The sequence below is a fragment of the Saccharopolyspora sp. MMCC62 genome (assembly GCF_057736575.1).
In genome coordinates, this window is the sequence record NZ_JBYKCM010000008.1 from 145,452 (window position 1) to 170,130 (window position 24,679).

Below are 24,679 nucleotides of genomic sequence, written 5' to 3' on the forward strand. Positions count from 1 at the left end.
CGTGAACGAACTGATGAACTCCCGGAAGCCGGACCTGGACCTGGCCTGGCTCCTCGATCAGATGCTGGACAACGTGCCGGACACGTTGCACGCGCTGGTCCTCACCCATGACGGCCTGCCCGCGGCGTTCTCCAAGAACCTGGACCAGGACCGGGCGGACAAGATCTCGGCGGCCTGCGGCACGCTGCGCGCCACCAGCAAGGCGCTCAGCTACGAGCTGGAGGGCGGGGACATCGACATGAACCTGCTCGCCACCGAGACGATGTCCATGTACGTGCTGGCCGTCGACCCGCGCAACTCCGTGCTGGTCGTCGCAGGCCGCAGCGTCGACGCGGAGCAGCTGCAGTACGAGATGCGTCGCCTGATCAAGAACGTGGGTGAGCGGCTCGGCAAGGGCGCGCGCAACCCCGTCGGTGCGGAGAAGCATTGACCGTGCCCGATTCCGACGCGTGGTACGACGACGACGCCGGCCGGATGGTGCGTTCCTACGCGCTGACCGGCGGCCGCACCCCTGACGCGGCCATCAACCTGGACCGGGCGACCCAGGTCGTGGCGACGCTGGCCGACACCGGCCGCAGCGCCGCCTCGACGCCCGAGCACGAGGCCATCCTGGAGCGCTGCGGCGCCCCGCAGTCGATGGCGGAGCTGTCCGCCGGGCTGGGCCTGCCGCTGGGCGTCATCCGGGTGCTCTGTTCCGACCTGCTCGAACACGGATCACTTGCGCGTTCCCGCATGGTGCAGCCGCGCGATCGCGATATCTTGGAGGCAGTGCTTGCCGGACTCAACAGGCTCTGACGGCGCCACGCCCGTGATGCCCGACTCGGTGAAGCTCGTCGTCGCAGGCGGTTTCGCCGTCGGGAAGACGACCTTCATCGGATCGGTCAGCGAGATCACGCCGCTGAGCACAGAAGAGGAAATGACCGAGGCGAGCGTCGGCGTCGACGACCTCACCGGTACCGAGACCAAGCGCACCACCACGGTCGCGCTGGACTTCGGGCGCATCACGATCTCGCAGGAGATCGTGCTGTACCTGTTCGGCACCCCGGGGCAGGCGCGGTTCGGTTCGCTGTGGACGGAGCTGTCCACCGGTGCCATCGGCGCGGTGGTGCTGCTGGACACCCGCAGGCTGGCGATGGGCTTCCCGTCCATCGACTTCTTCGAACGGCGCGGGATTCCGTTCGTCGTGGCGGTGAACTGCTTCGACAACACGGAGTTCTCCTACACGGAGGACGAGGTCCGCACCGCCGCCGCGATGGGGGCGGAGACCCCGATCATGTTCTGCGACGCGCGGGACCGGGAGTCCAGCAAGAAGGTGCTCGTGACGCTCGTCAAGCACGCCTTGCAGCAGCGGGACCTGGCCGCCGCGGCGGGCTGAGGTACTGCGCGGGAGGGATGGGGCCGGACCTCGGCTCCATCCCTCCCGTGCTTTCCGGGTGGCCTGCCGGCGTCCGCCGGGCGCGATTCCAGTGGTCTCGGTGCGTGCTCGCCGTCGCGATTTCGGTGCGTCGATTACTCCGAGATCAACGCTGTTGCTCCGTTCGGATCAAGCACTATTCGGGATCGGCCCAAGAAATCGGATCCCGGGTTACTGCGAGTTCTTGGTGCCCTGGTCCGAATGGTGCACGAATGCAGCTCCGGCGGGGCCGTTCACCTGCGCGGATAAGGTGCCGGTCGTCACAGTGGAATTGGTGGACGGGTACCCGGATGGAGGTTGCTTCGGTGGGGTCGTGACGGCCGGTGCGCAACAACTCGGAAGATAATTTCATGCTTGACAAATGGGGTAGTCCGATCGAATGATTGGTTGGTGTTCGCAGTTCGTCCAGCGCCTGAACGGGGGGCGTCTGGTCGGACCTGCGAGCGCGTGCATCCGCGCTGCTGCGGGTCATTTCGGGTGCGTCCGCTCGCGGCGGAGGGTTGGGACATGTGTGAGAGGGGCTCGCCGAGCCCGCACGGCGGTGGTTCGGGTGCCGCCGGTGGGCGCTGCGGCTCGACCGGACGTCGCGCGAGCGGAGCGAGTGCTCGGCGCGCGTCGTCCGGAGATCGTCGGGAAGGGCCGTTCGTACTGGTGGAAGCGCTGTCGGGGCGTTCCTGCCGGGAGAACGGTGCGGTCGGCCCGGCAGTGGGCGCCGAGTCGCCCGGTCCGGTCGTGGCGCGGCGGGATCGCGTGCCGCGCCGCGGCTCCGGAGCGGTCCGGTGCCGGGTTCCGGGTGTCCGCGGGCCGGTGGACCCGCCGCCGGGCGCGTCCCGGTGGACGCGGTCGGGCCGGTGGCGGAAATCGTTCTCGCCGCAATCATCGGACAATTCGTCCGACGTGCTGATGCCGACGTGGAATCAGGTCCGAGTATCGTCGATGGCCGCCGTGGGAGCGGTGGCCGACGTCAATTCTTCGCGCGTTCCCCATTGTCGATGTCGAAATGAATTCGAATCCGCCACGATGTGCCCTCCGCGGCGCCGGAAACCGTCCGGCCGGGCCCCGACCAGCGATCTTCGGTCGGCAGGGGAGGGGCTCGGGTGAGTTCCCCCGGCCGCCGGATCGTCGTTCTCCTCTCGGGTCGCCGCGCGGTTCGGCGCGGCGTATCACCACCGATACCATGATCAACTCTTGAATTCGCGCCGACGGTCGTCGCACACCGCGGACTGAGCGCGCGTGGTCTCGCACCGCCACGTCCGGGATTCGCCATCCCGGTCGTGCGGTGCGGTCATGCCTGTCCGCCGACGGCCCGGAGCACCCAGAACCCGCCTCCTCCTATTCGACAGGGGAACGACCGACGTTGGACCAGACATTCGCGCCTCCGCTGCTGTTCACCGGTGCTGACCTGGACTCCCTCCGCGACCGAGCCGGACGCATCGGTGCGTGCCTGCAGGACCCGGCGTTGGAGCCCCGCGACGTCGCGGCGGCCCTCGCCCCCGGTGCGCCCGGCGCCGCTCGCGCCGCGCTCGTCGCCGCCACCCGCGCGGACGCCGCGCGCGGCCTGGCGGCGCTGAGCGCCGGCCGCCCGTTCCCCGGACTGTTCACCGGAGTCCCGCAGCCCTCGCCGATCGCCTTCCTGTTCACCGGCATCGGGGTGGAGTGGGCGGGCATGGCGGCACCGCTGCTCGCCGCGCACCCCGAGTTCGCGGCGGTCGTGGACCGGGTGGACGCGGTCGTGGCGCCCGCGCTGGGCCGTTCGCTGCGCACCGTCCTCGAAGCCGGTCCCGGCTCGGACGAGGCGGCGCTGCTGGAGCGGATCGACTGGGCGCAGATCGCGCTGTTCACCCTGCAGGTCGGGCTGTGCGCGGTGCTGCGCGAGCGCGGCCTCACCCCGGCGCACGTGCTGGGGCACTCGGCCGGCGAGCTGGCCGCCGCGCACGTCGCGGGCGTGCTCGACCTGGACGACGCCGCCCGGTTGCTGGTGATCCGGGCCCGGCTGATGCGCACCCTGCAGGGCGGCGGCGCGATGGTGGCGCTGCAGGCGGGGGCCGCCGAGGTCGCCGCCGAGCTCGGCGAGCTCGCCGCCGAGGTGTCCGTCGCCGTCGTGAACGGCCCCCGCGCCACGGTGATCTCCGGGGCGGCGGACCCGGTGCTGGAGGTCGCCGCGCGGTTCGAAGAACTCGGCCGCGGGGTCAAGTGGCTCGACGTGGACATCGCGGTGCACTCGAACCAGGTCGACCCGATCCTGGCCGAGCTGGCCGACGGCATCCGCGACCTGACCTTCACCGCGCCCCGCGTGCCCGTGGTGTCCGCCGTCGCCGGTGCCGCCGACGACTCGGTCGCCGACCCCGGCTACTGGGTGCGCAACCTGCGCGAGCCGGTGCGGTTCGCCGACGGCATCGGCTGGCTGCACGGCCAGGGCGTGCGCACCTTCGTGGAGATCGGGCCGGACGCGGTGCTGACCTCGATGCTCGCGGACTGCGTGCCCGCGCACGACGACGTGGAATCGGTGCCGCTGCTGCGCAAGCGGCGTCCGGTCGCCGACTCGCTGGCCACCGCCGCGGCCCAGCTGCACGTGCGCGGCGTCGACCTCGCCCCGTTCGCCGCGCTGCCGGAACCGTCCGGGCACGCGCTGCGGTGCGCGGGGTTCTGGCGCGACGGCGGGCCGCTGCCCGCGGGGCACGCCGCGGCCGAACGCGACCCGGCCGGGGCCGCGGACCTCGCCGAACTGGTGCACGCGCACGCCGCGGGCGTGCTCGGCAAGGCCACCCCGGAGGAGGTCGACGCGGGCACCAGCTTCCGCGAGCAGGGCTTCGACTCGGCGGCCGCCGTCGAGTTCTGCGCGCTGCTCAACCGGGACGCGGGCCTCGACCTGCCGGTGGCGGCGCTGTTCGACTACAGCACTCCCGCCGCGCTGGTGGACCACCTGGCGGGGCTGCGCGACGGCGCCCCGGCGGTGACCACCGGTGCCGCGGACCGCACCGACGCCGACGACGAACCGATCGCGATCGTCGGCATGGGGTGCCGGTTGCCCGGCGGCATCGCCTCGCCCGAGCAGTTCTGGGACGCGCTGCTGGCCGAGCGGGACGCGGTCTCGTCGTTCCCGACCGACCGCGGCTGGGCGGCGGACCTGTACGACCCGGACCCGGACCGCGGCGGCCGGACCTACGCGTCCGCGGGCGGATTCCTGCACGACGCCGCGCTGTTCGACGCCGAGTTCTTCGGCATCTCCGAGTACGAGGCGCAGACCATGGACCCGCAGCAGCGGCTGCTGCTGGAGGTCTGCTGGGAGGCCGTGGAGCGCGCCGGGATCGTCCCGGAATCGCTGCGCGGCAGCCGCACCGGCGTGTACCTGGGCGCCACCGCGCAGCCGTACGGGCCCGCGCTGGACGAGCCGGCGGGCGCGCTGGACGGGTTCGTGCTCACCGGCACCACGCCGAGCGTGATCTCCGGGCGGGTGGCCTACCAGTTCGGCTTCCACGGCCCGGCGCTCACCGTGGACACCGCGTGCTCGGCGTCGCTGGTCGCGCTGCACCTGGCGGTGCAGTCGCTGCGGCGCGGCGAGTGCTCGATGGCGATGGCCGGTGGTGCGGCGGTGCTCGCCACGCCGGGGATGCTGGTGACCTTCGCGCGGCAGCGCGGGCTCGCCGCCGACGGCCGGTGCAAGGCGTTCGCGGCGGACGCGGACGGCACCGGCTGGGGCGAGGGCGCCGGGGTGCTGCTGCTGGAGCGGCTCTCCGACGCGCGGCGCAACGGGCACCCGGTGCTCGCGCTGGTGCGCGGCTCCGCGGTGAACTCGGACGGCACCTCGAACGGGCTGACCGCGCCGAACGGGCTGGCCCAGCAGGAGGTGATCCGCTCGGCGCTGGCCGGCGCGGGCCTCGAACCGTCCGAAGTGGACGCCGTGGAGGCGCACGGCACCGGAACGCGGCTCGGCGACCCGGTGGAGGCGCGGGCGCTGCTGGCGACCTACGGCGCCGACCGCGCCCCGGACCGCCCGCTGCGGCTCGGCTCGGTGAAGTCGAACGTCGGGCACACCCAGACCGCGGCCGGGGTCACCGGCGTGATCAAGATGGTGCTGGCGCTGCAGCACGAGGTGCTGCCCCGGACGCTGCACGTCGACGAGCCCTCCTCGCACGTGGAGTGGGACGCCGACCGGATCGCGCTGCTCACCGAGCGCGCGCCGTGGCCGCGCGGCGCCGTCCCGCGCCGGGCCGGGCTGTCCGCGTTCGGCATCAGCGGCACCAACGCGCACGTGATCATCGAGGAGGCGCCGCCGGTCGAGGCGGAGCCCGCCGCGGACGACGACGGCGTGGTGGCGCTGCCGCTGTCGGCGAAGACCGCTCCCGCGCTGGCCGAGCAGGCGCGCCGGTTCGCCGCGCACCTCGCCGCCGCGGACCGCCCGTCGCTGCGGCAGTGGTCCCGGGCGATGGCCCGGCGCTCGTCGTTCCCGTGGCGCGCGGCCGTCGTGGGCGGCTCGGCCGCGGAGCTCGTCGCCGGGCTCGGCTCGCTCGCCGAGCAGCGGCCCGCACCCGGCGCCTGGTCCGGTCGCGCCGTGGACGGCCGCACCGCGGTGCTGTTCTCCGGGCAGGGCAGCCAGCGCGTCGGGATGGGCGGGCGGCTGCATGCCGAGCACCCGGTGTTCGCGGCGGCCTTCGACGAGGTGTGCGCGCTGTTCGACGCCGAGACCGGCGGTGACCTGCGCGCGGTCCTCGCCGAGGACGAGCGGGCCCTGACCCGCACCGCCTGGGCGCAGCCCGCGCTGTTCGCCGTCGAGGTGGCGCTGTTCCGGCTGCTGGAGTCCTGGGGGCTGCGCCCGGACGTGCTGCTCGGGCACTCGCTGGGCGAACTGGTCGCCGCGCACGTCGCCGGGATCCTCGACCTGCCGGACGCGGTCCGCGTCGTCGCCGCCCGCGCCCGGCTGATGGAGGCCGTGGACGTCGACGGGACGATGACCGCGCTGGAGGCCACCGAGGACGAGGTCCGCGCGGTGCTCGCCGAGCACCCGGACGGGATCGCCGTCGCCGCGGTGAACGCGCCGCGCAGCACCGTGGTGTCCGGCCGCCGCGAGCTCGTCGAGTCCGTCGCGGACCGGTTCACCGCGCAGGGCCGCCGGAGCTGGCCGCTGCGGGTCAGCCACCCGTTCCACACGCCGCTGATGGCGGGCATGCTCGACGAGTTCGCCGCGGTGCTGGGCACCGTGACGTTCCGGCGGCCGCGGCTACCGGTGATCTCCAACGTCACCGGGGAGCTCGCCGACGAGCGCATGTCCGCAGTGGACTACTGGCTGGAGCACGTGCTCGGGGCGGTGCGGTTCGCCGACGGGGTGCGCACCGCGCGCGAGCTCGGCGCCCGCACCTTCGTCGAGGTCGGTCCGGGCGCGGCGCTCACCGTGCAGGCCCGCGCCTGCCTCGCCGAGCTCGACCCGGCCGCGGCCGTGGCGGCGACGATGCGCCAGGGCCGGGACGAGACCGCGGCGCTGCTGCACGGCGTGGCGCAGCTGCACGTGGCCGGGCACCCGATCGACTGGGACGCCGTCGCCGGTCCCGGGAACGGCGCGCTGCCGCAGCTGCCGACCTACGCCTTCCAGCGCAAGCACTTCTGGCTCACCTCCGCGGGCCGCAGCACCGGGATCGCCGCGCCGCCGCCCGCACCGGAGACGCCCGCCGTCGACGGCCTCACCGGCGAAGACCGGCGGGCCCGGCTGCTGGAGCTGGTGCTGGAGCAGACCGCCGCGTGCCTCGGCACCAGCGAGCAGGACCGGGTGGAACCGGGACTGACGTTCTTCGAGACCGGGCTCGGCTCGGTCGGCCTGCTGGAGCTGCGCAACCGGCTGGTCGCCGCCACCGGGCTGGAGCTGCCCGCCGCCGCGGCCTACGACCACCCCACGCCGCGCGCGCTGGCCGAGCAGCTGGACCGGCTCGACCCCGCCACCCGGCAGCGGGCCGAACCGGTCGCCCGCACCGAGGTCGTCGAGCCCCGGCCCGCCGACGAAGGACCGGAACCGATCGCGATCGTCGGCATGGGCTGCCGCTTCCCCGGCGGCGTCACCACCCCCGGTGAGCTGTGGGACCTGGTCGCCGAAGGCCGCGACGTGGTCTCCGAGTTCCCCACCGACCGCGGCTGGCCCACCGGGCTGCACTCGACGGACCCCGAGCAGCCCGGCACGACCTACTGCACCCGCGGTGGATTCCTGCGCGACCCGGCGATGTTCGACTCCGACTTCTTCGGCATCGCCCCGCGGGAGGCGCTGGTGACCGACGCGCAGCAGCGGCTGCTGCTGGAGACCTCGTGGGAGGCGTTCGAACGAGCCGGGATCGACCCGATCTCGTTGCGCGGCAGCGACACCGGGGTCTTCGTCGGCATCACCTACCAGGACTACACGCCGCGCTGGGTGGACCGGCCGCGCGCGGTCCGCAACCACGAGGGCTACCTGCAGAGCGGCACCGCCAGCAGCATCGCCACCGGGCGGCTGTCGTACTTCTTCGGCTTCGAAGGGCCGTCGATCGGCATCGACACCGCCTGCTCGTCCTCGCTGGTGTCGTTGCACCTCGGGGTGGAGGCGCTGCGCGGCGGGCAGTGCTCGTACGCGCTCGCCGGTGGCGCGACCGTGATGCCGACGCCGCAGCCGTTCGTCGAGTTCTCCCGGCTGCGCGCGCTGTCCCCCGACGGCCGCTGCAAGTCGTTCTCCGCGGACGCCGACGGCACCGGCTGGGGCGAGGGCGCGGGCGTGCTGCTGCTGGAGCGGCTGTCCGACGCGCAGCGCAACGGGCACAAGGTCCACGCCGTGGTGCTGGGCACCGCGGTCGGCGCCGACGGGGCCTCCAACGGGCTCACCGCGCCCAACGGGCTCGCGCAGCAGCGCACGATCCGCACCGCGCTGCGCACCGCGGGCCTCTCCGGCCGGGAGGTCGACGTCGTCGAGGCGCACGGCACCGGCACCAAACTCGGCGACCCCATCGAGGCGCAGGCGCTGGTCGAGACCTACGGCCGCGACCGCGCCCCGGACCGGCCGCTGTTCGTCGGCTCCATCAAGTCGAACATCGGGCACCCGCAGACCGCCGCCGGCGTCGCCGGGGTGATCAAGCTGGTGGAGTCGTTCCGGCACGGCGTGCTGCCGAAGACGCTGCACGCGGACGAACCGACCCCGCTGATCGACTGGCCCAGCAGCGGGCTGTCGCTGCTCGCCGAGCAGCGGTCCTGGCCCGCGACCGACGGCCCGCGCCGGGCCGCGATCTCCGGGTTCGGCATCGGCGGCACCCTCGGCCACGCGATCCTGCAGGAGCCGCCCGCGCCCGCGCGGACCCGCCCGGCCCCCGCCGGTCGCCCCGTCGCCTGGGTGCTGTCCGGGCAGACCGCCGCCGCGCTGCAGGACCAGGCGCGGCACCTGCTGGAGCACCCCGAGCTGGACGCGCACCGGGTCGCGGACGTGGCGCACACCCTCGCCCGGCGCACCGCGTTCCGCTGGCGCGGCGTCGTCGTCGGCTCCTCGGTCGAGGAGCTGCGCGAAGGGCTGGAGCTGCTGGCGCGCGGGCGCACCGGGACCGGCGTGTGGTCCGGTCAAGGTCGCGACGCGGCCGCGGTCACCGCGTCCGGGCCGCTCGACGACCTCGCCCGGCGGCACGTGGACGGCGCACCGGTCGACTGGACGGCGGTGTTCCCGACCGGCGAATTCCTCGACGAGCTGCCCACCTACGCGTTCCAGCGGCAGCGCTACTGGCTGGAGCTCGACGCGGTGGAACCGAGCACCGGGCACCCGTTCCTCGACGAACCGCTCGAACTCGCCGACGGATCGGGGGCGATCGTCGCCGGTCGCGTGTCGGTGGCCGCCGAGGCGTGGCTGGGCGATCACGTGCTGCGCGGCGACACGATCTTCCCCGGTACCGGGCACGTGGAGCTGGCGCTGCGCGCCGGGCGCCGCCTCGGCTGCCCGCGCCTGGTCGAGCTGACCCACCACAGCCCGCTGCTGCTGCCCGGCGACGGGCACCGCCGCATCCAGGTGTCGGTGGGCGCACCCGGCGCGGGGGAGCGGCGGCCGCTGAAGATCCACTCCGCGCCCGCGGAGGGATCGGAGTGGACGCTGCACGCCTCCGGTGAGCTCGGCCCGCACGCCGAACCGGCCGCCGCCCCGGCCGTGCAGTGGCCGCCGCCCGGCGCGGAAGCCGTGGACGTCGCGGCCATGTACGAGGGCTTCACCGAACGCGAGTACGAGTACGGGCCCGCCTTCCGCGGGGTGCGCGCCGCTTGGCGCACCGGCGACGAGGTCACCGCCGAGGTGGCGCTGCCCGCCGACGTGGCCCGGGACGCGGGCGAACTCGTGCTGCACCCGGCGCTGCTCGACGCCTGCCTGCACGCGATGGGCGTGCTCGACGACGGCGACGACGTGCGGGTCCCGTTCGCCTGGAGCGGTGTCACCGCCACCGACGGCCCGGCCGCCGCCGAAGTGCGGGTGCGCCTCACCAAGGTGCGGCCGGACACCGCGACACTCGTGGTCGAGGACCGAACCGGGCGGCGGCTGCTGGCGGTGGACGCGCTGACCTTCCGCTCGCTGCAGGCGGGTGCCGGGGTGAACCTGCGCGACGTGCTGTTCGCCCAGGAATGGGTGGCCGTCGAGCCGCACTCCTGGCCCGCGTCCGGCGCGCCCGTCGTGGCCGAGGTCGGCGCCGACCCGGCGGCCGCGTTCGCCGCGCTCGGCCGCAACGGCGTGCTGCCGGAGCTGGTCGCCGTCCCGCTGCCGGAGTACGGCGCCGCGCGGATCGGGGACGACGGGCTGGCCGCCGCGACCCGGGACGCGATCGGCTCCGCCCTGGAGCTGGTGCGGGCCTGGCTGGCCACGCCCGGCGCCGCGGCCTCCCGCCTCGTGGTGGTGACCCGGCAGGCCCACGCCGTCGACGGCGGCACCGTCGGCGACGCCGCGCACGCCGCCGCGGCCGGGCTGATCCGCAGCGCCCAGTCCGAGCACCCCGACCGGTTCGTGCTGGTCGACGTCGACGAGCACGACGGGCTCGCGGACGTCCTCGCGGCACTGCCCGACGACGAGCCGCAGCTGGCGGTCCGCGACGGCCGCTTCCACGCGGCCCGCCTCGCCCGCACCACCGGCGGCAGCGGCGACGTCCGGCTGGACGACGGCACCGTGCTGCTCACCGGTGGCACCGGTGGTCTCGCCGCCGAGATCGCCGCGCACCTGGTGACGGCCCACGGGGTGCGACGGCTGGTGCTGGCCAGCCGCCGCGGCCCGCGCGCCACCGGGATCGAGGAGTTGCGGTCCCGGCTGCTGGAGCTCGGCGCCGAGCAGGTGGACCTCGCCGCCTGCGACGCGACCCGGCGCGACCAGGTCGTCGACCTGGTCGGCTCGATCGACCCGGCGCACCCGCTGATCGGCGTCGTGCACCTCGCCGGGGTGCTGGCCGACGCGACGATCGGCGGGATGACCGCCGAGCAGATCGAGCGGGTCGCCGCGCCCAAGGTCGACGCGCTGGTGCACCTGCACGAGCTCACCGCGGGCGCCGACCTGCGGATGTTCGCGACGTTCTCCTCCGCGGCCGCCGCCGTCGGCTCCGCCGGGCAGGGCAACTACGCCGCCGCCAACGCCTTCCTGGAGGCGGTGACCGCGCAGCGCCGCGCGGCCGGGCTCGCGGGCACCGCGCTCGCCTGGGGCATGTGGGCCACCGAGGACGGGATGCGCGGGCAGGTCGGTGACGCCGACATCGCCCGGCTGCACCGCTCCGGGTTCCGGCCGATCACCGGCATCGAGGCGGTGACCGCGTTCAGCGCCGGGATCTCCGCCGACCTGCCGGTGCTGCTGCCGGTGCCGGTCGAACGCGCGCAGCTGCGCAGGCTCGCGGGCAGCGGCGGGCTCCCCGCGCTGATGCGCGGCATCGCGCCCGCCGGGGCGGCGGGCGGCTCCGCCGGATCGCTGGCGGAACGGGTGCGCGGGCTGTCCGGGCAGGCCCGGCTGGGCGCGGTCGTGGACGTCGTCCGCACCCACGTCGCGAGCATCCTCGGCCACGGCTCCGGCGATCAGGTGGACGTGGACACCGCGTTCTTCGACATGGGCTTCGACTCGCTGTCCGCGGTGGAACTGCGCAACGAGCTCGCCGCCGCCACCGGGACGTCGCTGCCGCCGACCCTGCTGTTCGACCACCCCGACATCACCTCCGTGGCCGAGCACGTGCTCGATCGGCTCGCCCCGGAACCGGCCGCCGCACCCGCACCGGCGGAACCCGAACCGGTGTCGGCCATCGCGGAGATGACCGCCGACCAACTCGTCGCCATGGCGCTGAAACAAGGTGATCGCTGATGACCGAGCAGCTCGTCGAAGCCCTCCGGGCCGCGTTGCTGGAGAACGAACGGCTCCGCGCCGAACAGGCGCAGCCCGCCGACGACCCGATCGCCGTGGTCGGCGTCGCCTGCCGCTACCCCGGTGACGTGGACACCCCGGAGCGGCTGTGGGACCTGGTGGCCGGGGAGCGCTGCGCCGTCGGCGACTTCCCCACCGACCGCGGCTGGCCCGCGGACCTCTACGACCCGGTGCCCGGCCGGCCCGGCAAGTCGAACACCGAACGCGGCGGGTTCATCGACATCAAGGGCTTCGACGCGGAGTTCTTCGGCATCGAACCCGACGAGGCCCGCATGATGGACCCGCAGCAGCGGCTCATGCTGGAGGCGTCCTGGCACGCGTTCGAGCACGCGGGGATCGACCCGACCTCGTTGCGGCGCAGCTCCACCGGCGCCTACGTCGGGGTGATGTACAACGACTACACCGCGCGCATCGACGCGGCCGGGCTGAACCACGACGAGAACTACCTGACGAGCGTCACCAGCAGCGTCACCTCCGGGCGGGTGGCCTACGCGTTCGGGCTGGAGGGGCCCGCGGTCACCGTGGACACGGCGTGCTCCTCCTCGCTGGTGTCGGTGCACCTGGCGAGCAACGCGCTGCGCAACGGGGAGTGCTCGCTAGCGCTGGCCGCCGGGGTGACGTCGATGGCCTCGCCGTCGATGTTCATCGAGTTCAGCAAGCACGGCATCGCCGCCGACGGAACCTGCAAGGCGTTCGCCGCCGACGCCGACGGCATCGGCTGGGCCGAAGGGGTCGGGGTGCTGATCCTGGAACGGCTCTCCGACGCCCGCCGCCACGGCCGCCGGGTGCTGGCGGTGCTGCGCGGCAGCGCGGTCAGCCAGGACGGCGCCTCCAACGGGCTCACCGCGCCGAACGGCCGCGCCCAGCAGCGCGTCATCGAGGAGGCGCTGACCCGCGGCGGGCTCGCCCCCGCCGACGTGGACGCCATCGACGCGCACGGCACCGGCACCCCGCTGGGCGACACCATCGAGGCGAACGCCCTGCAAGCCGTCTACGGCCGGGGCCGTGCGGCCGAGCACCCGCTGTGGCTCGGTTCGGTGAAGTCCAACCTCGGCCACGCCCAGGCCGCCGCGGGCGCGGCCGGCCTGATCAAGATGATCTGGGCGATCCGGGAGGGCGTGCTGCCGAAGACGCTGCACGCCGAACGCGCCTCCACCGACGTGGACTGGCGCGGCGGGGGAGTGGCGCTGCTGGACGAATCGCGGCCCTGGCCGGACCGTGGCAGGCCGCGCCGCGCCGCCGTGTCCGCGTTCGGCATCAGCGGCACCCTCGCCCACGTCATCGTTGAACAGGCCGCGGAGCAGGACGTCCCCGCACCGACCGCGCCCGCGGGCACCACGCCGTGGCTGCTGGACGCCCGCACCGGGGACGGGTTGCGCGAGCACGCGGCCGCGCTGGCCGGGGCGATCGAGCAGGCCGGGGAGCCGTCGCCCGCGGACGTCGCCGTCTCGCTCGCGCCGCGCCGCGGATTCCCGTGGCGGGCCGCGATCCTGCCCCGCAGCACGCCGGACGGGGTGCGCGCGCTGCGCGAGCTCGCCGCGGGCGCGCCGGGTTCCGAGGTGCCGCTGGGCGACCGGACCGCGCGGGACGTCGCACTGGTGCTGCCGGTCGCGCTGCCCGGCAAGGAACAGGTGGAGCTGGCCGCGGACCTCGCCGACTGGGGAGTCCGCCCGAACCACCTGATCGTCGCCCCCGAGGCGGCGGCGGTGGCGGCGGACATCGCGGCGGCCGCCGGGCTGGAAGCCGATGCGGTCACCAGCACCGGGGACTGCGCCGGAGCGGTCCGGGAGCGCACCGCGGCCGGGACCTGCTCGGCGATCGTGCTCGGTGGTGAGCTCGCCGGGAACCCCGACGCGGTCGCACTGCCGCCGCACGGCGGGTCCGAAGCGTTGGAGCGGGTGCTGGCCTGGCTGCACGTGCGCGGCGTGCCCGTCGGCTGGCGCCGGACCGGCACCGGATCCCCCATCCCGGTGCCCGGGTACCTCTTCGCGCACCAGGAGTACTGGGTCTGACCGCGCGCCTGCGGCGAGGGGCGCCATCGCCCCTCGCCGCAGGACCTCCGCCGTCGACCGGGAGGAACGGGCGGTGCGAGCTCGTGGTGATCACGAGCCCGCACCACCGGATCAGCCGCGCCCGAGCAGCGACCGGGCGAAGAACGCCAGGTTCGCCGGGCGCTCCGCCAGCCGCCGCATGAAGTAGCCGTACCACTGGTCGCCGTAGGCCACGTACACCCGCAGCCGGTGCCCGGCGGCCGCCAGCCGCTCCTGCTCGTCGGGGCGGATCCCGTAGAGCATCTGGAACTCGAAGCTCTCCGCGGACCGCGCACCGCGCGCGACCAGGTCGAGCGCGATCTCGATCATCCGCGGGTCGTGCGTGGCCACCATCGGGTAGCCCGCGCCGTCCAGCAGCACCCGCAGGCACCGCACGTACGACCTGTCCACTTCGGACCGTTCGGCGAACGCGACCGAGGCGGGCTCCGCGTAGGCGCCCTTGCACAGCCGCACCCGGGAACCGGCGGTGGCCAGGTCCCGGCAGTCCTGCTCGGTGCGCCGCAGGTACGCCTGCAGCACCGCGCCCACCCACGGGAAGTCCACCCGCAGGTCCCGCAGGATGCCCAGCGTGGAGTCCGTGGTGGTGTGGTCCTCCATGTCCAGGGTGACCGTGGTGCCCGCCGCCGCGGCGGCTTCGCAGATCAGCCGCGCGTTGTCCAGCGCGATCTTCTCCCCGTCCGCGGGCAGGGACTGCCCGACTGCGGAGAGCTTCACCGACACCTCGGCCCGACCGGCGAGGCCCGCGTCGCCGAGCGAACCGAGCACCGCCCGGTAGGCGTTCACGGTGTCCGCGGCCTGCCCGGCGTCGAGGGTGTCCTCGCCGAGGTGGTCCAGGGAGGTGTGCATGCCGCGCGCCGCGAGCGCGCTGGTGGCCGCGACCGCGTCGGCCGCGGAGGTCCCGGCCACGTAGCGGTCCACGACCGGGCCGGTGAGCGGGTTGGCCGTCACGATGCGCCGCACGTTCGCGGAACGCGCGGCGGCGAGCAGGGCAGAGCGCAACATCGGGTCTCCTCAGCCGCCGAGTCCTCCGGCGGACGGCGGTGCCGTCCGCCTCGGGCCGGATCAGTCCATGTGCGGGTAGCCGAGCCCGGTGGGCGCGACGAACGTCTCCTTGATGGCGCGCGGGCTGGTCCAGCGCTGGATGTTGAACATCGAGCCGGCCTTGTCGTTGGTGCCGGAGGCGCGGCCGCCGCCGAACGGCTGGCGGGACACGATGGACCCGGTGGGCTTGTCGTTGACGTAGAAGTTCCCCGCCGCCTGCCGCAGCTTCCGGTGCGCCAGCTCGATCGCGGACCGGTCGGTGGCGAACACCGCGCCGGTCAGCGCGTACGGGCTGGACGCGTCCACCACGTCGAGGATCTCCGCGTAGCGGGCGTCGTCGTAGACGTGCACCGCGATGATCGGCCCGAAGTACTCGGTGGTGAACACCTCGTCGGACGGGTCGTCGCAGACCAGCACCGTCGGCTCCACGAAGTAGCCGACCGAGTCGTCGCAGCCGCCGCCGGCCAGCACCTCGATGGAGGAGGTGGTGCGCGCCCGCTCCAGCGCGGCCCGGTGCTTCGCGAACGCCCGCGCGTCGATGACCGCGCCGCCGAAGTGGCCGAAGTCGGTGACGTCGCCGAAGCTGATCGACCGGGTCAGCTCCGCCAGCTCGTCGCGCAGCCCGCCCTCCCAGATCGAGCGCGGCACGTAGGCGCGGGACGCCGCCGAGCACTTCTGCCCCTGGTACTCGAAGGCGCCGCGGGCGAACGCGGTGGCCAGCGGGGTCGGGTCCGCCGACGGGTGCACCACGATGAAGTCCTTGCCGCCGGTCTCCCCGACGATCCGCGGGTAGCTGCGGTAGGAGTCGAGGTTCTCGGCGACGGTGCGCCACAGCTTCTTGAACGTGCCGGTCGAGCCGGTGAAGTGCAGGCCCGCGAAGTCCGGGTCGGCCAGCGCGACGTCGCTGACGGCCTGCCCGTCCCCGGTCACCAGGTTGATCACGCCCGGGGGCAGCCCGGCGGCCTCGAACATCCGCATGGTGAAGTGCGCGGCGAACTGCTGCGACGGCGTCGGCTTCCACACCACGGTGTTGCCCATCAGCGCGGGCGCGGTCGGCAGGTTCCCGGCGATGGCGGTGAAGTTGAACGGGGTGATGGCGGTGACGAAGCCGTCCAGCGGCCGGTACTCCATCCGGTTCCACTCGTTCGGCACCGAGGTGGGCTGCTCGGCGAGGATGCGGCGCGCGTAGTGCACGTTGAACCGCAGGAAGTCGATGAACTCGCAGGCGGCGTCGATCTCGGCCTGCTGCACCGACTTGGACTGGCCGAGCACGGTGGCGCCGTTGATCGTGTCCCGCCACGGACCGGCGAGCAGGTCGGCGGCGCGCAGCAGCACCGCGGCGCGCTCGTCGAACGGGGTGGCGGCCCAGCCGGGCGCGGCGTTCTTGGCGGCGCGCACCGCGTCGGCCACGTCCTCGCGGGTGGCCTGCGCGGAGGTGCCGAGCACGTGCGCGTGGTCGTGCGGCTGCACCACGTCGAAGCGGTCGCCGCCCGCCATCCGCTGCACGCCGTCGATGGTGGACGTGAGGTCGAGGCGCTCGGATTCGAGCTCGGCGATGCGCTTGTGCAGCGATTCCCGCTCGGCGGAGCCGGGAGCGTAGGACTTGACCGGTTCGTTGCTCGGGGCCGGGACGGTGGTGATGGCGTCCATGCCTGTCGCCTCCTCGCGGGTCGGCTGGGGTTCTGGAATACCCAGAACAGTAGGAGCGGGACGGCCCGCTGCGGCTGTACGATCGGCCATCGTTGAGGGGAGCGTGTTGTTCGGTTGGACGAGGACCCGCGTGGCCCGGCGGCGCCCGGAGCTCCGCTGCGACAGCTGCTCGTCGCCGTCGGCGAACCGCTGATCGACCTGCTCGCGGCCCCGGCCGGCCTGGACGTGGACGTGCGGGACGTGGTGATCGCCGAACCCGACGAGGACGCGGCCGCCAACCCCGGTGACCTGGTGCTGGTGATCGGCGCCCGCGGCCGTTCCGCGCTGCGCCAGGTCCGGTCCGCCGCGCGGGACGGGGCCGCGGCGGTGGCGGTGAAGACGCAGGCCGAGCGGGACGCGGCGGTGCTGCGGGACGCCGCGCTGGACGCGGGCATCGCCCTGTTCGGGGTGTGGCCGGAGGTGCGCTGGGAGCAGCTGGCCTCCCTGGTGCGCTCCGTCGTGGACAACGCGCGGCTCACCGTCGAAGCGGACGCGGGAGAAGCGCCGGGCGACCTGTTCGCGCTCGCCCAGACCGTCGCGGCGATGACCGGCGGCAGCGTCAGCATCGAGGACACCTCCAGCCGGGTGCTGGCCTACTCCCGCTCCGACCGCTCCGATGACGAGGTGGACGAGCTGCGCAGGCTGTCCATCCTGGGCCGCCGGGGGCCGGAACCGTACCTGGCGATGCTGCGCGAGTGGGGCGTGTACGAGCGGCTGCGCTCCGGCGAGGAGGTCGTGGGCGTCGACGAGCGCCCCGACCTGGGCATCCGGCGCCGGATGGCGGTCGGCATCCACGCGGGCGCGCAACCGCTGGGCACCATCTGGGTGCAGGAGGGTTCCCGTCCGCTGGAGGAGCGGTCGCAGCGCGCGCTGCTCGGTGCCGCCCGGGTCGCCGCGGTGCAACTGATCCGGCAGCGAGCCGAGGCCAGCGCCGCCCCGCGGCTGCGGGAGAACCTGCTGATCGGGCTGCTCGACGGCAAGGTCGACGCGGCCGGCGTCGCGGGCAACATCGGCGCCGACGCGTCCCGGCCCGCCGTGGTCGTGGTGTTCACGCTGCGCGGCCGCGCCGGGGTGTCGAACCGGCCGGAGCTGGAGCTGGAGCGCGCCGAGATGACCGGGTTGATCTCGGTGCACGCCGCCGCGTACCGGCGCAGCGCGCTGGTGACGACGCTCGGTTCGCGGGTGTACGTGCTGCTGCCGGACCTGCCGGTGCACGCGCTGCCCGGGGTGCTGGGCATGACCAGGGAGATCGCGGCCGCGGCCGGTCAGCAGCTGCGGGCCGCGGTGCAGGCCGGGGTGGGTTCGGTGGTGGCCGGGCTGGCCGAGGTGCCGCACTCGCGCGCGGAGGCGGACCGGGTGCTGGACGCGATGGGCCACGACCTGGACGCGCCGATCGCCACCATCGCGGACGTGCGCTCCCGGGTGGTGCTCAGCGAGCTGCTGACGGTGCTCGGCGGCAACGAGCGGTTCCGCGATCCGCGGGTGGACGCGCTGTTCGCCCACGACGCCGAGCACTCCGGGGCGCTGGCGCGATCCGTGCTGGCGTACCTGGAGCACTTCGGGGACGTGCGGGTCGCGAGCGCCGCGCTGCACGTGCACCCGAACACGCTGCGGCACCGCATCCGCCGCGCGGGCGAGATCACCGGGCTCGACCTGTCGGACTCCGCCGAACGCCTGACGGCCCACCTGCACCTGCTGCTGCACCGCAGGCAGAGCCGTTGATCAGAGCTTGCGCAGGCGCACCCGGTTGATGGCGTGGTCGCCGTCCTTGCGCAGCACCAGGGTGGCGCGCGGCCGGGTGGGCAGGATGTTGTCCACCAGGTTCGGCCGGTTGATGGTGTGCCACAGGTGGTGCGCCTCGGCCCGCGCGTCCTCGTCGGAGAGGCCGGCGAAGTGGTGGAAGTGCGACTCGGGGTCGGCGAACGCGGTGCCGCGCAGCGCCAGGAACCGGTCGGTGTACCAGCGCTCGATGTGGTCGGTGTGCGCGTCCACGTAGATGGAGAAGTCGAACAGGTCGGACACGGCGAGGCTCGGCCCGGGCTGCAGGACGTTGAGCCCTTCCACGATGAGGATGTCCGGCTGCCGCACCACCTGCTCGTGCCCGGGCACGATGTCGTAGGCGAGGTGCGAGTACACCGGCGCGGTCACGGCCTCGGCCCCGGACTTCACCTCGGTCACGAAGCGCAGCAGCGCCCGCCGGTCGTAGCTCTCCGGGAACCCCTTGCGGTGCATGATGCCGCGCCGCACCAGCTCGGCCTTGGAGTGCAGGAACCCGTCGGTGGTCACCAGGTCGACCTGCGGGTGGTCGGGCCAGCGGGCCAGCAGCGCCCGCAGGATGCGCGCGGTGGTGGACTTGCCGACGGCGACGCTGCCCGCGAGGCCGATCACGAACGGCACCTTCGGCGCGGTCTCGCCGAGGAAGGTGGTGGTGCTGTCGTGCAGCCGCTGCCGCGCCGCGACCTGCAGGTTGATCAGCCGGGACAGCGGCAGGTACACGTCGGCGACCTCGTCGAGGTCGACGGGTTCGCCGAGGCCGCGCAGCGCTTCCAGCTCGGAATGGGTGAGGGGCAGCGGCAGCGAGTCGCTGAGCTCCCGCCACTGCTTGCGGTGCAGTTCGACGTACGGGCTCAGTTCGCGGACTCGCGTCACGGCGCACACCCCTCGACGTTGAGGACCGGCCGGTTCTCGGCTGCACGGGCCGGTCCGCACCGGTGCCGCCGAGCTCGGCGGCACCGGCAACCCTAGATCTCGGGTACCCGGGCGCGCTGTGATGCACTGCACCGCGCCCGGGCCCGATTCAGGTGATCGTCGACTCACCGCCCGCCGCACCGCCGGGCGGACGGCCGGTCATCGAACCGGCCGCAGGTCCTTCGCCGGTTTCCCGTCAGCGGCGAAGCCGCTGAGCTGACGACCACCCGAGCAACAGGACCACCCGCGGGTTCTCAGCGGCCGCCTCGCGAGGACGGCGATTTCTCATGTGGCGGAGCCACCTGTGAAATCGATCCCGCAGCGAGGGAACCGCTGAGGTTCCGCCACCCCACCACTACGCAGCAGAAGCGGGGAGACGAGCACTCACGCCGGGTCGTCGGACCGCTGGTTCATCTTCGAGTGGCGGTAGCCGTACGCCGCGTACACGACGAGCCCGATCGCGAACCAGACGGCGAACCGCAGCCACGTCTCCGGCGCCAGGAACGTCACCAGCCACAGCGAGAACACGATGCCGACCAGCGGCACCACCGGCATGCCGGGCGTGCGGAACCCGCGCGGCAGCTCGGGCCGCTTGTAGCGCAGCACGATCACCGCGGCGCAGACCACGACGAACGCCAGCAGGATGCCGATGTTGGTGAGCTCCGCGGCCTCCTCGATCGGCAGCAGCCCGGCGAACACGGCGGAGACGATGCCGATGAGCCAGGTGAACCGGGTCGGGACCTTCCGCACCGGGTGGGTGCGGGAGAACCACTGCGGCAGCAGCCCGTCGCGGGACATGGCGAAGCCGACGCGGGTGGCGCCGAGCATGAAGGTGAACAGCACGGTGAGGATGCCGAGGATCGCGCCGACGGCGATGATCGCGCCGACCACGGGCAGGCCCACGTCGGCGAACGCGGTGGCGAACGCGCTCTCCTCGCTGATCTCCTGGTACGGGATCATGCCGGTGAGCACCAGGCAGGCCAGCACGTACAGCACCATCGAGATGATCAGCGAGTACAGGATCGCCTTCGGCATGTGCTTCTGCGAGTCCTTGGACTCCTCGGCAGCGGTGGACATCGCGTCGTAGCCGAACACCGCGAAGAACACGGTCGCCGCACCGGTGATGGCGCCGCCGATGCCGAACGGGAAGAACGGCGTGTAGTTGCCCGCGTTGATGTGGAACGCGCCGACGATGACGACGAGCAGCACGACGCCGACCTTGAGGTAGACCAGCGCGGTCTCGAACCGGGCGGCGTTCTTCATGCCCTGGTTGAGCACGAACGCGATGAGCAGGCACAGCAGCACCGCGAACAGGTTGATCTTGTAACTGCCGGGTGGCGCGTCCCCGCCTTCGGTGCCCGGCGCGCCGACCATCCACAGCGGCAGCTCGATGTGCAGGAAGCCGAGCAGCTCGGTGAAGTAGCCGGAGATGCCGATGGCCACCACGGACACGATCGCGGTGTACTCCAGCAGCAGGTCCCAGCCGATGAGCCAGCCGACGATCTCGCCGAGCACCGCGTAGCCGTAGGTGTACGCGGAGCCCGCCTTCGGGATCATCCCGGCGAACTCGGCGTAGGAGAACGCCGCCGCTGCGCTGGCGATCCCCGCGAGGAGGAACGAGATCAGCACCGCGGGTCCGGCCTTGCCGTGGGCGACGGCCCCGGCGAGCGAGAAGATGCCCGCGCCGATGATGCCGCCGACGCCGATCGCGGTCAGCTGCCACAACCCGAGGGTGCGCTGGAGCCCGCCGGACTCCCCGTCGTCCTCGGTGATCGCGTCGATGGGTTTGCGCCGCAGCATTCCCTTGCCGGGGCTGAGCCCAGGTTCCGCCATCGCGTCCTCCTGATCATCTTCGAAGTTGGCGCGAAACGTACGCGGTCCGCGCCACCCGGGTGGTTGTGGGGCGCGACGACGTTCCGCGCCGTTCGTTGTCGGCCCACACGATGATCGATGTAGATCACGATTCGGCGCGGTCGTACCGGCATGCGCGTGCTCCGGGGGATGTCTTGCCCGAACAGCGTGACGCGCGCGCCACCCGGTCGTTAGTGTTCACGTCCGCGCGCCGCGCGCGTCACGCGATGGAGGGTGATCGGCTGATGTCCAGCTACCGGAGTGTCGTCGTCGGAACGGATGGGTCGACGCCCTCGTTGCGAGCGGTGACGAAGGCGGCGGCGGTGGCCGCCGACACGTCGGCCACACTGGTCATCGTGTGCGCCTACTACCCGAGCAGCGATCGGGAGGTCGAGCAGGCCCAGGACGAGCTGGGCGGCGAGGCGTTCCAGGTGATCGGCTCGGCCCCGGCGGAGCAGACGCTGCTGGAGGCCGCCGACCTGGCCGCGCAGACCGGCGCCACCGACGTGGAGACGATCGCCGTGGTGGGCGCGCCGGTGACGTCGCTGGTGGAGGCCGCGGGCAAGGTGTCGGCGGATCTGCTCGTGGTGGGCAGCAGGGGTTTGAACACGCTGAAAGGCCGATTGCTCGGGTCGGTGCCTTCCGAGGTCTCCCGCCGGGCGGATTGTGATGTGCTCGTTGTCCGGACCTCGCGATGAGGACGGGCCTCGCGGCCAGGCGGAATCCCCGCTGGGCCACGAGGTCGAGAAGGCGCTGCTGGGCGGCGAACCCAGGTACACCAAGGCGGACGTGGCCGCGGCGGCCGATGTGGAGCTGGCCCGCGCGGAGCGGCTGTGGCAGGCGATGGGCTTCGCCCACGTCGAGGACGACGAGGTGGTGTTCACCGACGCCGACGTGCAGGCGGTGCGCATGCTCGTGCAGCTCGTCTCGGCGGACGTGATCACCGCGGAGCTGGAGACGGCGGTCGCCCGCACCCTCGCGCAGACGATGTCGCGGCTCGCCGAGTGGCAGGTGGCGATCTTCCGCTCGGTGCTCGGCGACCGCTTCGCCGAGGACCTGGACGTGACCGCGCAGTTCGCCGAGGCGATCACGCCGGTGATGGAGGAACTGCAGGGCTACGTGTGGCGCAGGCACCTCGCGGCGACCGCGGCGCGCGAGCTGACCGAGCAGGTCGGGGACGGCGACGAGCGGCTGCAGGTGATCGGCTTCGCCGACCTGGTCGGCTACACCCGGCTGATCCGCGATTTCAGCGAGGTCGAGCTGGGCAGGCTCATCGACGAGTTCGAGGAGACCGCGACCGCGGTGGTCGCGGAGAACCGCGGGCGCATCGTGAAGACCGTCGGCGACGAGGTCCTGTTCGTCACCGACACCGCGGCCGACGCCGCCGAGATCGCGTTGACGCTGAACGAGCGGATCCCCGGTTCCGGCAAGCTGCCGCCGCTGCGGATCGGCCTGGCGCAGGGCCCGGTGCTGGCCCGGTTCGGCGACGTGTACGGGTCCACGGTGAACATCGCCAGCAGGCTCACCTCGGTGGCGCGGCCGGCGTCGGCGCTGGTGGACCGGGAGCTGGCGACGTCGCTGCGGTCGCACCCGGCGTACTCGTTGACGTCGATCGGCCCGACGAAGGTGCAGAGCTTCCGCGGCCTGCGCGCCTACGCCCTCCGCCGCGCCCGCTGACACCGCGGCCCGCCGAACCCGCTGACACCGCGGCCTGCCGTGCCGGCTGACACCGCGCGGCCCGACCGCGTCCGCTGATGCCGAGCGGCCTGCCGCGCCCGCTGACACCGGACGGTCTGCCGTGCCCGCTGACACCGGACGGTCTGCCGCGCCCGCCGGCGCTGAGCGGCCCGACCGCGTCGCAGCGGGTGGGCCGCTCGCCGGAGCACGCTCGGTGGCCGGTCGGGCACGGGCTGGGCCGTTCGGGCGGTCACGCGGGCCGATGTGATCGAGATCGCTCGATCGGCGCAACCGCCCTGGTCGGGCGGCTGCCGCGCGCCGGGTTCGCCGGGTCTCGCTCGGTCGGGTGACCTGCGAAATCGGTTGCGTGACGCAACCGAATCGGGGGTTCGCGGCCCTCGTCCGGCCGATCGGGAAATGGGCGATTTGCCCGGCAGCGCTGGTCATCGCGGGCCGTCGAGCTGCCGGAAGTGGGATGCCGGGTCTCGGCCGGAGCAATATGGTCGGACTCATGGGAGTCGATCCGGGTACCTCGGGAGCAGTGTCAGCGAACCACTCCGACGAGGTCGCCGCCTTGGTCGACCAGTACGCGAAGATCCCGCCCGGGCAGCAGGTGCGGCTCGCGAAACCCACCAGCAACCTGTTCCGGTTCCGCGCCCCCGGCACCACCACCGGCCTCGACGTCGGCAAGCTGAACCGCGTCCTGTCCGTCGACCCCGACGCGGGCACCGCGCAGGTGCAGGGCATGGCCACCTACGAGTCCGTCGTGGCCGCGCACCTGCCCACCGGCCGGATGCCGCTGGTCATCCCGCAGCTCAAGACGATCACCCTCGGCGGCGCGGTCGCCGGGCTCGGCATCGAGTCCAGCTCGTTCCGCAGCGGACTGCCGCACGAATCGGTGCGCGAGATGGAGATCCTCACCGGCGCCGGCGACGTCGTGGTGGCACGGCCGGACAACGAGCACGCCGACCTGTACCGCGGCTTCCCGAACTCCTACGGCACCCTCGGCTACGCGCTGCGCCTCGAGGTGGAGGTCGAACGCACCCGGCCCTACGTGCGGCTGCGGCACATCCGGTTCTCCACCGCCGAGGAGTGCACCGCCGCCATCGAGGAGATCTGCCGCGACGGGGAATTCGAGGGCCACCGCGCCGACTTCGTCGACGGCACCGTGTTCGCCGCCGACGAGCAGTACCTCACCGTCGGCACCTACGTCGACGAAGCTCCCGGCACCAGCGACTACACCGGGCAGCGCATCTACTACCGGTCGCTGCGCGAGCAGCAGACCGACCACCTGACGACCCACGACTACCTGTGGCGCTGGGACACCGACTGGTTCTGGTGCTCCCGCGCGTTCGGCGTGCAGCGGCCCGCGGTCCGCGCGCTGTGGCCGCGCAAGTACCGCCGCTCCGACGTCTACCGCCGCATCGTGGCCTGGGACCGCCGCGCCGGGTTCTCCGACCGGCTCGCCCGCGCCCGCGGCGCCGCGGGCAGCGAACCCGTCATCCAGGACGTGGAGATCCCGGTGCGCAGGCTGCCCGAGTTCCTGGAGTTCTTCCACCGCGAGATCGGCATCGAACCGGTCTGGCTGTGCCCGGTCCGGCTGCGCGATCCGCAGGGCTGGTCGCTGTACCCGATGGATCCGGCGGAGCTCTACGTCAACGTGGGCTTCTGGTCCGCAGTGGACACGAAACCGGGCGACGCCCCGGGCGAGTACAACCGCGCCATCGAAGACGTGGTCGGCGAACTGGACGGGCACAAGTCGCTGTACTCCGACTCGTTCTACGAGCCGGACGAGTTCTGGCGGCTCTACAACCGTCCCGCCTACGAGAAGTTGAAGCGGCGCTACGACCCGGACGACCGCCTTCCCGGCCTGTACGAGAAGTGCGTCGGCAAGCGGTAGGGCCAGCAGGG

At 73.4% G+C, this 24,679-nt stretch carries 12 protein-coding genes and 1 pseudogene; 9 read left to right on the plus strand and 4 right to left on the minus strand.

What is annotated here, in order from left to right; genetic code table 11:
* The first annotated feature begins 1 nt into the window (after position 1).
* The 5 genes and pseudogenes from AC29IT_RS19595 to AC29IT_RS19615 form a co-directional block, all read left to right on the plus strand.
* Complete coding sequence (locus AC29IT_RS19595) at positions 2-430, plus strand: roadblock/LC7 domain-containing protein (protein WP_358436367.1); 429 nt, start codon at positions 2-4, stop codon at positions 428-430.
* 2 nt (positions 431-432) lie between these two features.
* On the plus strand, positions 433-795 hold the full coding sequence (locus AC29IT_RS19600) for a DUF742 domain-containing protein (protein ID WP_358436363.1): 363 nt from the start codon (positions 433-435) through the stop codon (positions 793-795).
* Between the two features lie 16 nt (positions 796-811).
* Positions 812-1,375 (plus strand): GTP-binding protein, encoded by a 564-nt coding sequence (locus AC29IT_RS19605; protein ID WP_358436360.1) that lies wholly within the window; start codon positions 812-814, stop codon positions 1,373-1,375.
* 1,396 nt (positions 1,376-2,771) lie between these two features.
* Complete coding sequence (locus AC29IT_RS19610) at positions 2,772-11,711, plus strand: SDR family NAD(P)-dependent oxidoreductase (RefSeq protein WP_488219719.1); 8,940 nt, start codon at positions 2,772-2,774, stop codon at positions 11,709-11,711.
* Between the two features lie 11 nt (positions 11,712-11,722).
* A pseudogene (locus AC29IT_RS19615) lies at positions 11,723-13,783 on the plus strand (type I polyketide synthase); the annotation flags it as partial.
* Positions 13,784-13,894: 111 nt separating this feature from the next.
* On the opposite strand, the gene AC29IT_RS19620 reads toward AC29IT_RS19615, so the two are convergent.
* Together AC29IT_RS19620 and pruA are read right to left on the minus strand one after the other, a co-directional pair.
* Complete coding sequence (locus tag AC29IT_RS19620) at positions 13,895-14,824, minus strand: proline dehydrogenase family protein (protein ID WP_488219720.1); 930 nt, start codon at positions 14,822-14,824, stop codon at positions 13,895-13,897.
* A gap of 60 nt (positions 14,825-14,884) precedes the next feature.
* Positions 14,885-16,513 carry an L-glutamate gamma-semialdehyde dehydrogenase gene (gene pruA, locus AC29IT_RS19625; protein ID WP_358436352.1) on the minus strand — a complete coding sequence of 543 codons (1,629 nt, stop codon included), beginning with the start codon at positions 16,511-16,513 and terminating at the stop codon, positions 14,885-14,887.
* Between the two features lie 114 nt (positions 16,514-16,627).
* Here pruA and AC29IT_RS19630 point away from each other — a divergent pair, with 114 nt between their 5' ends.
* Positions 16,628-18,274 carry a PucR family transcriptional regulator gene (locus AC29IT_RS19630; protein ID WP_358436349.1) on the plus strand — a complete coding sequence of 549 codons (1,647 nt, stop codon included), beginning with the start codon at positions 16,628-16,630 and terminating at the stop codon, positions 18,272-18,274.
* Here AC29IT_RS19630 and coaA read toward each other — a convergent pair whose 3' ends face one another.
* Together coaA and AC29IT_RS19640 are read right to left on the minus strand one after the other, a co-directional pair.
* A complete protein-coding gene (gene coaA / locus AC29IT_RS19635; RefSeq protein ID WP_358436346.1) occupies positions 18,275-19,201 on the minus strand; it encodes a type I pantothenate kinase in 927 nt (308 codons plus the stop codon).
* 423 nt (positions 19,202-19,624) lie between these two features.
* Positions 19,625-21,073 (minus strand): amino acid permease, encoded by a 1,449-nt coding sequence (locus AC29IT_RS19640; RefSeq protein WP_488219721.1) that lies wholly within the window; start codon positions 21,071-21,073, stop codon positions 19,625-19,627.
* Positions 21,074-21,336: 263 nt separating this feature from the next.
* Here AC29IT_RS19640 and AC29IT_RS19645 point away from each other — a divergent pair, with 263 nt between their 5' ends.
* The 3 genes from AC29IT_RS19645 to AC29IT_RS19655 all read left to right on the plus strand — a co-directional run bounded on the left by AC29IT_RS19645 (position 21,337) and on the right by AC29IT_RS19655 (position 24,668).
* The gene (locus AC29IT_RS19645; RefSeq protein WP_358436446.1) at positions 21,337-21,789 is read left to right on the plus strand and encodes a universal stress protein; all 453 of its coding nucleotides are present in this window, start codon (positions 21,337-21,339) and stop codon (positions 21,787-21,789) included.
* Positions 21,761-22,768, plus strand: coding sequence for an adenylate/guanylate cyclase domain-containing protein (locus tag AC29IT_RS19650; RefSeq protein WP_488219722.1), 1,008 nt, complete (start codon positions 21,761-21,763; stop codon positions 22,766-22,768). Before AC29IT_RS19645 ends, AC29IT_RS19650 begins: the two co-directional genes overlap by 29 nt.
* A gap of 511 nt (positions 22,769-23,279) precedes the next feature.
* Positions 23,280-24,668 carry an FAD-binding oxidoreductase gene (locus AC29IT_RS19655; RefSeq protein WP_488219723.1) on the plus strand — a complete coding sequence of 463 codons (1,389 nt, stop codon included), beginning with the start codon at positions 23,280-23,282 and terminating at the stop codon, positions 24,666-24,668.
* Positions 24,669-24,679 lie beyond the last annotated feature (11 nt).

What these genes read in the sequence shown, in the direction of transcription:
- AC29IT_RS19605 (WP_358436360.1), top strand. Translation starts at nt 812, where the DNA reads ATGCCCGACTCGGTGAAGCTCGTCGTCGCAGGCGGTTTCGCCGTCGGG.
- AC29IT_RS19655 (WP_488219723.1), top strand. Translation starts at nt 23,280, where the DNA reads ATGGGAGTCGATCCGGGTACCTCGGGAGCAGTGTCAGCGAACCACTCC.
- pruA (WP_358436352.1), bottom strand. Translation starts at nt 16,513, where the DNA reads ATGGACGCCATCACCACCGTCCCGGCCCCGAGCAACGAACCGGTCAAG.
- AC29IT_RS19640 (WP_488219721.1), bottom strand. Translation starts at nt 21,073, where the DNA reads ATGGCGGAACCTGGGCTCAGCCCCGGCAAGGGAATGCTGCGGCGCAAA.
- AC29IT_RS19650 (WP_488219722.1), top strand. Translation starts at nt 21,761, where the DNA reads ATGTGCTCGTTGTCCGGACCTCGCGATGAGGACGGGCCTCGCGGCCAG.
- AC29IT_RS19645 (WP_358436446.1), top strand. Translation starts at nt 21,337, where the DNA reads ATGTCCAGCTACCGGAGTGTCGTCGTCGGAACGGATGGGTCGACGCCC.
- AC29IT_RS19620 (WP_488219720.1), bottom strand. Translation starts at nt 14,824, where the DNA reads ATGTTGCGCTCTGCCCTGCTCGCCGCCGCGCGTTCCGCGAACGTGCGG.